The sequence below is a fragment of the Pseudoalteromonas sp. XMcav11-Q genome, from assembly GCF_040104525.1.
Taxonomy (GTDB): domain Bacteria; phylum Pseudomonadota; class Gammaproteobacteria; order Enterobacterales; family Alteromonadaceae; genus Pseudoalteromonas.
The window spans coordinates 1-14631 of record NZ_JBECOX010000006.1 but is presented as its reverse complement, the minus strand read 5'-3'; the positions used below and the strand labels follow the sequence as shown (position 1 = coordinate 14631).

12 protein-coding genes and 5 tRNA genes are annotated in these 14631 nt (G+C 43.4%); 15 read left to right on the top strand and 2 right to left on the bottom strand.

What is annotated here, in order from left to right; all coding sequences use genetic code 11:
* The first annotated feature begins 727 nt into the window (after positions 1-727).
* Positions 728-1279, top strand: a complete 552-nt coding sequence (locus ABMY45_RS11240; protein ID WP_010606187.1) for a hypothetical protein — start codon at positions 728-730, stop codon at positions 1277-1279.
* Between the two features lie 81 nt (positions 1280-1360).
* Positions 1361-1705 carry an energy transducer TonB gene (locus tag ABMY45_RS11235; RefSeq protein ID WP_211866737.1) on the top strand — a complete coding sequence of 115 codons (345 nt, stop codon included), beginning with the start codon at positions 1361-1363 and terminating at the stop codon, positions 1703-1705.
* Between the two features lie 238 nt (positions 1706-1943).
* On the opposite strand, the gene srmB is transcribed toward ABMY45_RS11235, so the two are convergent.
* A complete protein-coding gene (gene srmB, locus ABMY45_RS11230; RefSeq protein WP_010606189.1) occupies positions 1944-3170 on the bottom strand; it encodes an ATP-dependent RNA helicase SrmB in 1227 nt (408 codons plus the stop codon).
* Positions 3171-3237: 67 nt separating this feature from the next.
* On the opposite strand from srmB, the gene ABMY45_RS11225 reads away from it, so the two are divergent.
* Both ABMY45_RS11225 and ABMY45_RS11220 read left to right on the top strand, forming a co-directional pair.
* Complete coding sequence (locus ABMY45_RS11225; protein ID WP_349288900.1) at positions 3238-3942, top strand: methyltransferase; 705 nt, start codon at positions 3238-3240, stop codon at positions 3940-3942.
* Between the two features lie 129 nt (positions 3943-4071).
* Positions 4072-5670, top strand: a complete 1599-nt coding sequence (locus ABMY45_RS11220) for a response regulator (RefSeq protein WP_349288899.1) — start codon at positions 4072-4074, stop codon at positions 5668-5670.
* A gap of 45 nt (positions 5671-5715) precedes the next feature.
* Here ABMY45_RS11220 and fldB read toward each other — a convergent pair whose 3' ends face one another.
* Entirely contained in the window at positions 5716-6240 is a 525-nt protein-coding gene (gene fldB / locus ABMY45_RS11215) for a flavodoxin FldB (protein ID WP_010375981.1), read from the bottom strand.
* A gap of 80 nt (positions 6241-6320) precedes the next feature.
* Here fldB and xerD point away from each other — a divergent pair, with 80 nt between their 5' ends.
* The 11 genes from xerD (at position 6321) to ABMY45_RS11160 (ending at position 14050) form a co-directional block, all read left to right on the top strand.
* A complete protein-coding gene (xerD, locus tag ABMY45_RS11210) occupies positions 6321-7244 on the top strand; it encodes a site-specific tyrosine recombinase XerD (protein WP_211866733.1) in 924 nt (307 codons plus the stop codon).
* A gap of 98 nt (positions 7245-7342) precedes the next feature.
* Positions 7343-8080, top strand: a complete 738-nt coding sequence (dsbC, locus tag ABMY45_RS11205; protein ID WP_010606194.1) for a bifunctional protein-disulfide isomerase/oxidoreductase DsbC — start codon at positions 7343-7345, stop codon at positions 8078-8080.
* A 101-nt stretch (positions 8081-8181) separates the two neighbouring features.
* Entirely contained in the window at positions 8182-9912 is a 1731-nt protein-coding gene (gene recJ / locus ABMY45_RS11200) for a single-stranded-DNA-specific exonuclease RecJ (protein ID WP_102057308.1), read from the top strand.
* Between the two features lie 173 nt (positions 9913-10085).
* Positions 10086-11184, top strand: a protein-coding gene (gene prfB, locus ABMY45_RS11195; RefSeq protein ID WP_099030198.1) for a peptide chain release factor 2 whose coding sequence is annotated in 2 segments (ribosomal slippage) — positions 10086-10160 and positions 10162-11184 — 1098 coding nt in all. Because the reading frame shifts where the segments join, the coding sequence is not laid out codon by codon here.
* Positions 11185-11211: 27 nt separating this feature from the next.
* A complete protein-coding gene (lysS, locus tag ABMY45_RS11190) occupies positions 11212-12762 on the top strand; it encodes a lysine--tRNA ligase (RefSeq protein WP_010375973.1) in 1551 nt (516 codons plus the stop codon).
* 238 nt (positions 12763-13000) lie between these two features.
* Positions 13001-13183, top strand: a complete 183-nt coding sequence (locus tag ABMY45_RS11185; RefSeq protein ID WP_010375970.1) for a hypothetical protein — start codon at positions 13001-13003, stop codon at positions 13181-13183.
* A gap of 119 nt (positions 13184-13302) precedes the next feature.
* Positions 13303-13395 (top strand) — tRNA-Ser (locus tag ABMY45_RS11180).
* Positions 13396-13416: 21 nt separating this feature from the next.
* Positions 13417-13493: transfer RNA gene (locus ABMY45_RS11175), tRNA-Arg, on the top strand.
* A 137-nt stretch (positions 13494-13630) separates the two neighbouring features.
* Positions 13631-13707 (top strand) — tRNA-Arg (locus ABMY45_RS11170).
* A 136-nt stretch (positions 13708-13843) separates the two neighbouring features.
* Positions 13844-13920: transfer RNA gene (locus ABMY45_RS11165), tRNA-Arg, on the top strand.
* A gap of 53 nt (positions 13921-13973) precedes the next feature.
* Positions 13974-14050: transfer RNA gene (locus tag ABMY45_RS11160), tRNA-Arg, on the top strand.
* The last annotated feature ends 581 nt before the right edge of the window (positions 14051-14631 follow it).

Below are 14631 nucleotides of genomic sequence, written 5' to 3'. Positions count from 1 at the left end.
ATAAGCTGATATGCAATGTGCCGACAGGATGTCGGCCAAGTCTTGTCTGGCATAGGGATGTGCCTTACAAGACGGTTGCTACCAATTGTATTAGGTAAATGAGCAATTTGAAGCGGAGAAATAGCTTTAGTAGCTAGGCAAAAATTTTGCTATTTAGTTGTTCTAAATGAGAAATTTTTAACGACGCTAATATGGTATTTCACCCTTCAAATTGATTGGAGACTTAGTGCAATTGGTATTATATATCGGCTTAGGGCTTGAGGATTGAGTGTGATGTTGGGGCGACGTTTTCTTGGTTCGTTCTTTTTCGTCGTTTAAAAGGAATGAACGAGAAGCGCATGAATGCGCTTTGATATTAGCCAAGGAGGGGATGCTTGATTATGGCTGCTTTGTAAAATCAAGTAATTAACCTGCTTAATTGCTCAAGCTAGCGGCCTCTGTACGCGTAAAAAATATAATTGCTTCTTAAGGCAAATGTAGGTGTAATGAAGACATAATAAGCGCTGAGCAATGCAGGGAAAGCTTACATAACACTAGCTAAACTGATTACACTAGCTAGGAAAGTGAAAGCCTCCAAAAAGCCTATTTTTTCTAAGTAAGCCATAGCATAAACAACACCAATTCTGACACACCTAGCTGCTCAGTCCAACAAGCGATTATGCAACACAAACTGCATGTCGCATAAATACTAAAATGTTATGTTTTCAGAGAAGGAGCCTAAATCACCATGGAAAAAGTTATAGCGGGTGCGCTCATCGCCGTTACGGGTTGGCTTGTAGCACATTTTAGCAAACTGCATTTTGAGAAAAGGTCAGCGCAACTCGCTCGAATTAACGAACAATTAGAAAATCTATATGGGCCACTAATGGCAACATTAACGGCAAGCCATGAAACTTGGGTTTCTTTTACTAAAAAACATTGGCCTAGTCATGGAATGCCAGGGTATTTTGGAAAAGGTGAAGACCAACTTTCAGAAGCTGAATTGCTAAAGTGGAGGACATGGATTGTAAATGTATTCCACCCTCTTAATGAGAGAGTTGAATCAATAATAATCGAAAATATACATCTCATTGAAGGAGATGAAATTCCTGAAGCATTCACGCTGGCGCTATCCCATGTTAGTTCATATCGAGCAGTTATAGCTCAATGGGAAAATCAGGACTTTTCGGAACATGTATCTGTGAATAATTGGCCAACGAAGGGTTTAATGGATTCAGTAAAGCCAGTATTCGATGAATTAACCCGAAAACAGTCAGAATTATTAGGTAAAAAAACATAACAAGCAAAGGCAGCATCGCCACTACGTGGCTGGACACGCTAACGCGCGCCGCTGCTTTGGGCGCTATACAAAAGGGGTTTTATGAAATATTCAATTTTGGTGTCATTAGCAATTACTTTACTAATGGGGTGTGCTTCAAAACCATTACCTGATAGAGCTAATGCTACCCTACAAGAAACAGCAAATCCAACATATCCAGCTTATGCTGCTCGCAATAGAATCGAAGGCTATGTTCAAATGAGTTTTGATATCAGTGAAAGTGGAAAGCCTATTAACATTCAGGTACTAAAGTCTGTACCTGAACAAGTCTTTGATAAAGCTGCAATCAAAGCTCTCTCCAATTGGAAATATGCCCCTAAAGTAGAGAATGGCGTTGCCGTTATTCAAAAAGATCTTAAGGTACAATTAGACTTTACATTAGGTTAAATGTATAGCTAACAAGCATGAAAAATAAGTCACACCCATCACTATTAACATCAAAGCTGAGGAAGTGAAGTAAATACTTAAATGCGGCGTTACCACAGCCTGCTATTGGCGCATATACGACCGTTAGATTTACTAAGTTTTATCAGCCAAATCTAACAAAGTAAGCTAAGGTTTACTCATATTAGCACTTGCTCAAATTAGCATAAAAAAACCAGCGTACTGACGCTGGTTTTTTGGGTTACTTCTTCTTTTTAACCTTGGCGGCTTTCTTTTTCGCTTTGATTTTCACCGGATCTTTTTTCTTCTTCGGTGCTTTTGCTTCTTTATGTTTAGGTTCAAGGCCTTTAATTACACGGCGCTTAAGTTTTTGGTCGGTGTAACGCTCAACCTTACCTAAAATCTCAACATCGTGGGCTTCAACCAAAGAAACCGCGGTCCCTTTTTTACCAGCGCGGCCTGTACGACCGATGCGGTGTACATAAATATCTGCGGTGCGCGGCATGTCAAAGTTAAATACGTGGCTGATATCCGCAACGTCGATACCACGGGCTGCAACATCTGTTGCCACTAAGATATTCGTCTTACCACTGTGAAAACTTGCCATCGCAGCCATGCGTTTGTCTTGTGGCATTTCACCACGCAGCCAAGTGGTTTTAATGCCTTTGGCAAATAGCTCGCCAACGAGTGTCTCTAGGCGTTCACGCGTTTTTACGAAGATAACCGCTTTGGTTACTTCTTCGTCATCTAGTAGTTGTGCGAGCAAATTGACTTTGTGCTCGTAGTTATCTGCAAGGTGAACCCACTGATGGATTTTACCTTTTTCTTTACGTGATGGCGTGGCTTCAAGTAGTGCTGGGTCTTGTAATATACGCTCAGCAAACTTCTCAACACTTTCGCCCTCAAGGGTCGCGGAGAACAAAAAGCACTGACGACGGTTAACCGCTTCAGAGCAAATACGTAGCATTTCTTTTCGAAAGCCCATGTCTAGCATGCGATCCGCTTCATCTAAGATCAGTAGCTCAACGTTTTCTGCGTGAAAGTTCTCGGTTTCAAGATATTCCATCAAACGACCTGGGGTTGCGATGAGGATATCATTGTTCTTTTCGAAGATTTCTTTGTGACTGCCGTAATTAATACCGCCAGTTACCACGCCTATTTTAAGGTTAACACCTGCGGCAAGGAGTTCACATTGCTCGTGTATTTGATAGGCAAGTTCACGCGTTGGCGTCATGATAAGTACGCGGGCAAAGCCTGGCTCTTTGCGAGGGAAATCAAGCAAATACTGAATCGCAGGGATCAAGAATGCAGCGGTTTTACCCGTACCGGTTGGTGCGCTGGCGAGGATATCTCGGCCAATTAGCGCTTCAGGAATAGCCATCTGTTGAATGCTGGTGGGAGTATCGAAACCCATTTTCTTAATCGCACTAATCAGCTTGCTGTCTAAATCAAATTCAGTAAATTGCATATTGCATCACAAATAAAGGACAATAGCGGAATTATACGTTGCTATTGCATTTTCTCAAAGGTATAGGATGTCTCAGTTTGCATTTAAACAGTTTTCGGTGGCCCAGCATCATGCGGCAATGAAGGTTTCGACCGATGGTATTTTGCTTGGCGCGTGGGTTCCGCTCGCTAAAGCCAAGCGGATTGTTGATGTTGGAACGGGAACAGGGCTTATCGCATTGATGTGTAAACAGCGAAGCCCAATGAGCACAGTCCATGCGGTTGAGATTGATGACGATGCGTTGAAGGATGCAGAATTTAATATCAAGCATAGCCCGTGGCCTGATATTGAGCTGCATCGCTGTGCAATACAAGAGTTTGATAGCGAGCAGCGCTTTGACCTCATGGTATCAAACCCACCTTACTTCAACGCGAGCTTGAAAGGAGAAAATCAAGCGAGGAATAGAGCGAGACATACGGACAGCCTAAGTTTTGATACGTTGCTTGATGCCTTCGAAAAGTTTACGACGGATGCTGGGCAACTTGCGGTAATTTTACCCTATCAAGAGAGTTTGCTCTTTTATCAGCTTGCCAAAGCGCGAAATTGGTTTCTTGTTTCAAGCTGTGCGATTAAAACTACCCCAAGTAAATCTTACTCTCGCAGATTGCTATTGATAGGTAAACAAAACATAGCACAACCAAGTCATGAGCAATCGTTGGTGATATACGATGTAGATAACCAATATACGAATGAATTTGTTTCTTTATGTCATGAGTTTTACCTAAAAATGTGATGGATATTTTTTGCTCGTATCGTGATTTATCTTCTACACTTTAGCTGATAAAGAGTCAGAATCATCGTGTTAAAAGTGCAGTCTGATTTACGTGTACTTAGCTGGTTGAATTCGCTTGTGTAGGTGTTCATGAAAAAAGCCGAGATCCCAAATAACGAAGAAAATCGTCTTAAAGCGCTGCGCGAATATAAGATATTGGATACTGCTGCAGAAGCAAATCTTGATGAAATTACGCAGCTGGTGTCAGAGATCTGTGAAACGCCTATCGCGCTTATTAGCTTGATAGACACAAATCGCCAATGGTTTAAGTCTAAAGTAGGGTTGGATGTGGATGAAACCCATCGAGATATCTCCTTTTGTTCTCATGCTATTTTGCAAGAAGATGTATTTGAGGTGCAAGATGCCCTAGAAGACGAGCGCTTTTTTGACAATCCACTGGTTACTGGTGGCCCGAAAATCCGCCATTATTCCGGGGCGCCGCTGATTAGCTCTGGCGGCTATAAGGTAGGCACTATTTGTACTATCAGTGATAAGCCCAAAAAACTCACCGATTTGCAAAGGAAAACACTCGTCACCTTGGGTCGTCAGGTAGTTCGGCAACTTGAACTGCGCAGAGAAGTAAACGTACTTAAACTGCTCAATGATTCAAAAGACAATTTCTTATCTGATATTAGTCATGAATTACATACCCATCTTAATGCCATCATTGGCTTTAATGATGTGGTACTCAACTCAGCCGAAGCTGAAGGGTTTTCTGAATCTACGACAAGCTACCTACAAAATATAGAAACAGGGGGGAGTAAGCTGCTTACTGTCATTGATTCCGTATTAGAGCTTGAGCTTATTGAAGGTGAAAAAGTTCAGTTTGAACCCATTCTTTGTTCATTATCCGATCTACTAAAGCAGTCAGTTGCTCGCTTTGCTACTGAGGCAAAACAACGCGATATTACGATTACGCACTCTATTGCTGGCGTCTATAAAGGTGAGGCTTTGATGCTCGATAAGGATAAAGTGTCGCGCGTCATAGAGACTTTACTCGACACTGCAATTCAGAGCAGCGAGGCTGGACAAGAAGTGGTGCTCAGAGCATATGTCATTGGTAATGAAATACAGTTTATTGTAAAAGACAGTGGTAAAGGCCTTTCGGCGCTTGAGCAAAGTAATCTATTTGACCGCTTTAGCATATTTGAGGGTAGAGGAAACTTAGGGGTTGGATTAAGCCTATGTGTGACTAAAGCACTTATTGATATTATGGGGGGGCGGATCAGCGTTTCCAGCCAAGAGGGCGAGGGGACTGAGGTGGTGTTTATTATTCCGTGCAAAAGCGAAAGTGGAGTCAAAGTCGCTTCGCCACCAAAAACAGAGCATATCGCCATTTTCTATCATCAGATTGGTGTGATAGAAGACAATCCGCTTAATCAGCTACTGATCACTGCGATACTCGACAAACTGAATTGTAGTTATGATATTTTCGAATCTGCTGAAGCCTATTTTGAAGTGGCAAAAGAAAAACACTTTGACATCATTTTTATGGATGTGAATCTTCCGGGTATGAGTGGTACAGAGGCGGCACATTTAATCAAACAAGAAAATTCAAGGTTACCGATTTTGGCGATAACCGCTGATATTTTCTTAACTCAAGCTCAAAATGAAGTTTTTGATAATGTGATCCATAAGCCGTACAAGCTATCTCAAATTGAGGCCGCATTGAGCCAGTTTTATAAGTAATAACATGGCCTTGAGTTACATTAATTAGTGCTAACGCTTACTGCGCTAAACATCTAATTCGGCGTATTCCGTCATGATTTGCTCTATCCAAGTTGCGATACGCTCGTCGCTTTTATCGTATTGACTGTCTTCATCTAGTGCCAGGCCAACAAACTGACTTTTATCTTCGGTAAGTGCTTTTGACGCTTCAAATTCATAGTCATCTGAATTTGGCCAGTAACCTAAAAAGGTGACGCCTTGAGGGGCAATTTTTTCATGTAGCATGCCTAGTGCATCTTGAAACCATTCACCATAACCTTGTTGGTCACCCATACCGAATAGCGCTATCACTTTGTTGCTCAGATCAACGCTGTCGATATCGTCCCAGTGAGACTCCCAGTCTTCCTGAAGTTCGCCGAAGTCCCATGTTGAGATACCAAAAATGAGGAAGTCAAACTGCTCAGCTTGTTTTAGCGGCTCGTCCTTAATATTAAATAAGGTAATTGTGTCTTTGCCGATGATTTCTTGAATCTTTTCTGCGGCCATTTCTGTGTAACATGTTGTCGAGCCGTAAAATAACCCAATTTGCATTGTATTTATCACTTTCAATTTGACTGGTATTATAGGTGGCAAGTCTACATCATGACGTTAATAATTAATACAGGTACTCTGTGAGCGAACACCAAGCAACTTCCCATACACTGTCCGATCCGCAATATATAGAAGCCTTTTTAGATGCACTATTTTTGGAGCAAGGGCTCAGTGAAAATACCATTGCAGCCTATCGCAGCGACCTTGAAAAGTTTCTCTTATTCACAAAAGCAGAAACCTCGGTGTCTTCTTTACTGGCAATCACAAGTCAGGACGTCGAGGCTTATTTGGCACACAGAATAGACAAGGGCTTAAAAGCAAAGAGTAACGCGCGAGCCATCAGTGCATTAAAGAGATTTTATTTATATTGGTTGCGAGAAAAACAAATCGCGCAGTCTCCACTGGATACTATTGCGCAACCTAAAACAACACTGTCGTTGCCAAAAACCTTGTCAGAGCAAGAAGTTGAGGCCCTGTTAAATGCTCCTGATTGTGACGACCCTATGGGGTTGAGAGATAAAGCAATGCTTGAACTCTTGTATGCCACGGGGTTGCGCGTGACGGAGTTAGTCGGGCTAAGAATGGAGCAAGTCAACATGAGACAAGCTGTTGTGCTTGTGCGTGGTAAGGGAGGCAAAGAACGCTTGGTGCCGATGGGTGAAGAAGCATTGCATTGGATTGAACAATTTCTCAAAAAAGGGCGGGGCTTAATGATTAAGCATGCTACTGATTTTGTCTTTCCATCTAAACGAGGCATAGGTATGACGCGACAAACTTTTTGGCATCGCATAAAACACTATGCTATTTTGGCAGACGTTAAGTCGCCGTTATCGCCACATACGCTACGTCATGCTTTTGCAACACATTTATTGAATCATGGCGCTGACTTGCGAGTTGTGCAAATGATGCTTGGCCATAGCGACTTGTCGACGACTCAAATTTATACACATGTTGCCAGTGAACGTTTAAAAACATTGCACCAGCAGCATCACCCAAGAGCTTAATTTTTGTTGCTTGGGAATTATTTATGGTTACTCCGGTCTTAGTGAGTAACACAAAGGGGCGTGTGATCCCCTCAAATAACAGGTTTAGAGAGAACATAATGAAAAAACTAATAGTTGCCGCTTCACTGGCATTGAGCTTTGGCGCTTTCGCTGAGCAAGTTGAGGGTCCTGTCGCACCAACAGCACAAGTAGACCCAATTACGACGCAATTTAGCGGATTGGGTATAACGGTTAAGCAAATCAAAGATAGTCCGCTTGCTGGCTTAAAAACAGTGATCACAGATAAAGGGGTGCTGTATTCAAGTGCCGATGGTAAATATCTGATTCAGGGCACTATGATTGATCTTGATAACCGTCGTAATATTACCGAAGACGCGTTGAGTGATGTGCGCCAGAAAGGTATCGCTGAATACGAAGACTCAATGATCGTCTATAAAGCGGAAAACGAAAAACATCAAATCACGGTATTCACAGACATTACTTGTGGCTACTGCCGCAAACTGCACCGTGAATTAGAAGATTATTTAGCGGCAGGTATTACCGTGAAATACCTAGCTTTCCCACGTGGTGGCTTGCGTGGCTCAGGCTATGAAGATTTGAAAAACGTATGGTGTGCAAAAGACGCAGCAGCTGCACTTACTGAAGCGAAAGCTGGTGGTGCAGTGAAACCAGTTGAAAACTGCCACGCGCCAGTAGCTGAGCACTATCAACTTGGGCAAAGTTTTGGCATTTCAGGAACGCCAGCGATCATTCTTGAAGATGGTTCTATGATCCCAGGTTATCAACCTGCTGCAGCTATTGCACAAATGCTAGACGCAAATAGCCCTAAGTCATAATGACTCACGCTTAGCGATGGAGTTCGCGTTGAGAACTCGATAAGATAGCAAGATAAAGAATATAAAAGGCCATTTTGGCCTTTTTTGTTTTGTGAAAAAGTATGCATACAGAAATTAAACCAAGAGACTGGGTTGATGACAGCCATTTACCGGCTTCACTGCATCCCGTGATCAAGCAGCTTTATGCTGCCAGAGGGGTTAAATCGGTCGTTGAACTGGATAATAGCGCCGCAACCTTACACGATTTTAAATTATTTAAAGACATCGAGCTTGCAAGCCAAATTCTGGCTGAAGCACTTTCTTTGCAACAACAAGTGTTGATTGTTGGTGACTTTGACGCCGATGGCGCAACGAGCACCGCCGTATTAATGGAGGGGTTGCCTCAGTTTGGTTTTCAGCGTGTGGATTACCTCGTGCCTGATAGATTTAGCTTGGGGTACGGTCTAAGCCCTGCATTGGCCGAGCAAATCGTCGCCATAAAACCTGATTTGGTGATCACCGTTGATAACGGTATTTCCTGTATTCGCGGTGTCGAAATCGTGAAGCAAGCGGGTATTAAGGTGATTGTTACCGATCACCATTTACAAGGTGATGAGTTGCCGATTGCCGATGCGATTGTTAATCCAAATCGTCTTGACTGCGATTTCCCGTCTAAGTCTATCGCGGGCGTTGGGGTTGCCTTTTATCTGCTGATAGCGCTGAGGCATTACTTACGGGCGCAAAACTATTTTGTGGAGCAAAATGTCGCGATGCCAAATTTGGCGACATTATTAGATATTGTTGCCCTAGGAACCGTGGCTGACGTTGTGGCGTTGGACGCGAATAACCGCACTTTGGTACACCAAGGGCTCGCCCGGATCCGCAGTGGTCAAACGCGACCAGGTATCCAAGCGCTTATCGAGGTTTCTAACCGTAATAATGCTAGATTAAGTGCCAGTGATTTTGGCTTTGCGTTAGCGCCAAGACTCAATGCCGCGGGGCGTCTTGACGATATGAGTTTAGGTATTGCTTGCTTGTTATCGAAAGACATTAACCAAGCTCGCCGTATTGCATCCGAGCTCGATAGTCTAAATATAGAACGACGCGAGATTGAGCAAAGTATGCAGCAAGAGGCGCAAGCGGTATTGGAGCGTTTGGTACTTAAAAGCCAAGAAGTACCAGATGCCTTGTGTTTGTATCAAGATGATTGGCATCAAGGTGTGATAGGTATTCTGGCGGGACGCTTAAAAGAAAAATATCACCGCCCATGTATTATTTTTGCACAAGGCGACAACGGCGAGATAAAGGGCTCATGTCGTTCTATTGAAGGTCTACACATGCGCGACCTCTTAGAGTCAATCAATACCCAGCACCCAGAATTAATTGTAAAGTTTGGTGGTCATGCGATGGCAGCAGGATTGACCATTTTAGAGTCTGAATTTGCGCGGTTTAAACAGGTATTTGAACAAAACGTCAGTGCGACGCTGAGTGAAGAAGCAAAGCAAAGCATTCTGTTGACGGATGGTGAACTGCCGGGCGATTGCTTTACCATGGATTTTGCTTTTGAACTACAGCAGGCAGGTCCGTGGGGGCAGCAATTTAGTGAGCCGGTATTTCAGGATGTATTTGAGTTGGTGCAGCAACGTATTGTTGGCGACAAACATCTAAAACTTGTGCTTAAGCATCGTTCGGGTCGATTGGTTGATGCGATAGCATTTAACGTTGACGTTCGGGCTTGGCCAAATCTCCAGGCAACCCATGCTTTATTTGCTTATCAATTAGATATTAATGAGTTTCGTGGTAAATATAATTTGCAGCTCATTGTGCGTGAACTTCAGGCGCAATCGAATTAATAGAGATGTGCGTACTGAGTTTGTTAAAAAACTCCCAAAATTCTCACTTTAAGGGATGCTAAGCGCGGTTATTATTTGATACTATTGGTCGCTTAAATCTATGGTCTGACCCGTTGTCAGACCTGTTTGTGTGAATTCACAAACCGACAAATTTAGTTCTGGAGTAAAGGTAAATGTTTGAAGTGAATCCTGTGATTAACCAAATCAAGGAAATTCGCGAACGTACAGAGCTTCTTAGGGGGTATCTTTGACTACGCTCTAAAGCAAGAGCGTTTAGAAGAAGTTAATGCCGAATTAGAAGATCCCGCTGTATGGAATGAGCCGGAAAGAGCCCAAGCACTGGGCAAAGAAAAATCGAATTTAGAAGTGATTGTTGAAACCATCGACAATCTCGTGTCTGGTGCCGATGATGCAGAGGGTTTAGTTGAGCTCGCCGTAGAAGCCGAAGATGAAGAAACCTTCACTGAAGCAGAGCAAGAGGTCAACGGCCTTGTTGAGCAGCTGGAAAAACTAGAGTTTCGTCGTATGTTCTCAGGCGAGCAAGATGCCAACGATGCGTACATCGACTTACAGTCAGGCTCTGGCGGTACTGAAGCTCAAGACTGGTGTAACATGTTGCTGCGTATGTATTTGCGCTGGGCTGAGGCGAAAGGTTTTAAAGCCGAAATCGTTGAAGCGACCGATGGCGATGTTGCTGGTATTAAGGGCGCGACAGTTAAAGTCACGGGCGAATATGCTTACGGTTGGCTTCGTACAGAAACGGGCGTACACCGCTTAGTACGTAAGAGTCCTTTTGATTCAGGCGGCCGTCGTCATACTTCGTTTGCTTCTGTATTCGTTTACCCAGAAATTGACGACAATATCGAAATCGATATTAATCCTGCAGATCTTCGTATCGATGTATATCGTGCATCGGGCGCGGGTGGTCAGCACGTTAACCGTACAGAATCTGCGGTACGTATTACACACTTACCAACCAATACGGTAGTGCAGTGTCAGAATGACCGTTCGCAGCACAAGAACAAAGATCAAGCGATGAAGCAGTTAAAGGCGAAATTGTTTGAACTTGAACTGCAAAAGCAAAACGCTGAAAAGCAAGCTCAAGAAGATGCAAAATCTGACATCGGCTGGGGCAGCCAAATCCGTTCATACGTGCTAGATGATTCACGTATTAAAGATTTGCGTACAGGTATTGAAAATCGCAATACCCAAGCCGTACTAGACGGCGATTTAGACAAATTTATCGAAGCAAGCCTGAAATCAGGCCTTTAATCCACAAGCTAAACTAAGAGCTAAACAATGACAGATCACAATCAAGACGAAAATAAACTTATTGCTGAGCGTCGTGGCAAGCTAGATGCGATCCGGGAAAATTGCCCTGCGAATGGCCACCCGAACTCATTCCGCCGCGAAGACTACACACAAGATCTACAAGCTAAGTTTGGTGATAAATCGAAGGAAGAGCTAGTAGAACTTGATCATCATGTTTCTGTTGCGGGTCGTTTGCTTGCGAAACGTGGTCCTTTCTTAGTGTTGCAAGACATGAAAGGTCGTATTCAGGCTTATGCTTCAAAAGACGTACAAAAAGACCTAAAAGAGAAGTATGGTCAATTAGATATCGGCGATATCGTTGGTGTTAAAGGTCCGCTTCATAAATCTGGTAAAGGTGACTTATACGTCGACATGGTTGAGTATGAACTACTGACTAAGTCGCTACGTCCACTACCTGAAAAGTTCCACGGCCTGACTGACCAAGAAGCAAAATACCGTCAGCGTTATGTTGATTTGATCACTAACATGGACACACGCGAAACATTCCGTATTCGTTCAAAAGTGATTGAGGGTATTCGCCGTTTCTTAGCCGAGCGTGACTTTATGGAAGTGGAAACGCCGATGCTACAGGTTATTCCTGGCGGTGCCTCTGCACGCCCATTTGTAACGCATCACAATGCACTAGATATCGATATGTATCTACGTATCGCGCCTGAGTTATACCTTAAGCGTCTAGTGGTTGGTGGTTTTGATCGTGTGTTCGAAATCAACCGTAACTTCCGTAACGAAGGTTTATCTACGCGTCATAATCCAGAGTTCACTATGATTGAGTTCTATCAAGCATACGCGGATTACAATGATTTGATGAACTTGACTGAAGACATGTTACGCACCGTGGCACAAGACGTGTTAGGCACTACTACGGTTGTTAATACTGTGAAGAATGCTGAAGGCGAAGTGACAGAGACGATTGAGTATGACTTTGGTAGTGCGTTCCAGCGTTTGTCTATGGCTGATGCTATTTTACAATATGGCCCAGATGCTGAAGCACAAGCTGAAATCTTCAAAGATCCAGAAAACCACTTTGAAGCACTAAAAGCATACGCTAAGAAAGTTCACGTTAAGATCCCTGAAAACTGTGTATGGGGTCCAGGTAAGTTCCTGTGTGAAATCTTCGAAGAAGTCGCTGAACACAGACTTATCCAACCGACGTTCATTACTGAATATCCTTGGGAAGTGTCACCGCTTGCACGTCGTAACGATGAAAATCCATTTATCACAGACCGCTTCGAGTTCTTCGTGGGTGGCCGTGAGCTTGCAAATGGTTTCTCTGAGCTTAATGATGCTGAAGATCAAGCTGCGCGCTTTGCTCGCCAAGTGGAAGAAAAAGATGCAGGTGACGATGAAGCAATGCACTACGATGCGGATTATATCCGTGCGCTAGAGCATGGTTTACCACCAACAGCGGGTGAGGGGATTGGTATCGATCGCCTTGTGATGTTGTTCACGGACTCACCGACTATTAAAGACGTTATCTTGTTCCCGCATATGCGTCCTGAAGTGCAAGCTGAACAGTAAGTATTTTCACGTAATCTGAAAGTACATCTAGAAAAGCGCCTTATGGCGCTTTTCTGTTATTTTCGTAAGATAAATCTTACAGTATTTCTAAATACTTAGTTTTATTATGTAGTTATTGCCAACTCCTATTCATCATAAAAGTTGTTTCTCTTTTGAAACTAGATTATCCCAATTTCCTAACTAGTCTTTTTCAAGTTCTAATACTGCGTTAAAAATAACGAATAGGGAATCCAATAAGATGAGCAATAATGAGTTTGAAAATGTCGATGAGCACGAGCAAGCGAGAATTTTATATTATCGGGCTTGCATCGCTGAGTTTCAGCAGCTTGGTTATCAAGAAGCATTTTTGGACGAAGTTTTGCGTCAACAACGTGCATTAAGAAATACCTATAGCGATCCTAACCCCCTACAAAATGAGTAAAAATTGGCGTTAGTGCCGAGTAACTAAGCAGACTGCACAATCTATCACCATTCAGTGCTTTTTTACAAGAAAAGTATTTGACATATTTTTTCTAACCTATATCATACGCCCCACAAGACGGAGAGGTGGCCGAGTGGCCGAAGGCGCTCCCCTGCTAAGGGAGTATAGGGTTTGTAGCCCTATCGAGGGTTCGAATCCCTCCCTCTCCGCCATTTTTAATGGTTGTCTTGTATGGACGCATAGCTCAGCTGGATAGAGTACCTGGCTACGAACCAGGCGGTCGGAGGTTCGAATCCTCCTGCGTCCGCCACTTCTCCTTGAGTGGTTAAATAATAAAGGTAGGAAACAGGCAGTTGGAGGTTCACCTTCAAAAAACATGTCCTGAGTACAGCACTTTTCTTTAAGTGGTTAAATATTAAAGAAGTTGGAAAACTATACATTCGTAACGGACGCATAGCTCAGCTGGATAGAGTACCTGGCTACGAACCAGGCGGTCGGAGGTTCGAATCCTCCTGCGTCCGCCACTTCTCCTTGAGTGGTTAAATAATAAAGGTAGGAAACAGGAAGTCGGAGGTTCACCTTCAAAAAATACGTCCTGCATCCGGCACTTTTCTTTAGGTGATTAAATATAAAGAAGTTGGAAAACTATACATTAGTAACGGACGCATAGCTCAGCTGGATAGAGTACCTGGCTACGAACCAGGCGGTCGGAGGTTCGAATCCTCCTGCGTCCGCCACTTTTCTTTAAGTGGTTAAATATAAAGAAGTTGGAAAACTATACATTCGTAACGGACGCATAGCTCAGCTGGATAGAGTACCTGGCTACGAACCAGGCGGTCGGAGGTTCGAATCCTCCTGCGTCCGCCACTTTTCCTCAAGTGGTGAAATAAAGAGATAAACAAGCCGACGAAAGTCGGTTTTTTTGTGTCTAATATCCATGTAGGAGCAGGTTTATCCTGCGATCTTTTACAAAAGTTGAATATGACGACGGTCGGAGGTTCACTCTCCACAACACACGTCCTGCGTCCGCCACTTTTCCTCAAGTGGTGAAAGAATGAAGGTAAAAACAGGCGGTCGGAGGTTCACTCTCCACAATACACGTCCTGCATCCGCCACTTTTCCTCAAGTGGTGAAATAAAGAGATAAACAAGCCGACGAAAGTCGGTTTTTTTGTGTCTAATATCCATGTAGGAGCCGGTTTACCCTGCGATTTTTTACAAAAGTTGAATATGACGAAAGTCGGTTTTTTTGTGTCTAATATCCATGTAGGAGCAGGTTTATCCTGCGATCTTTTACAAAAGTTGAATATGACGACGCTCGGAGGTTCACTCTCCACAACATACGTCCTGCATCCGCCACTTTTCCTCAAGTGGTGAAAGAATGAAGGTAAAAACAGGCGGTCGGGGGTTCACTCTCCACAATACACGTCCTAGATCGGAAGAGCACAC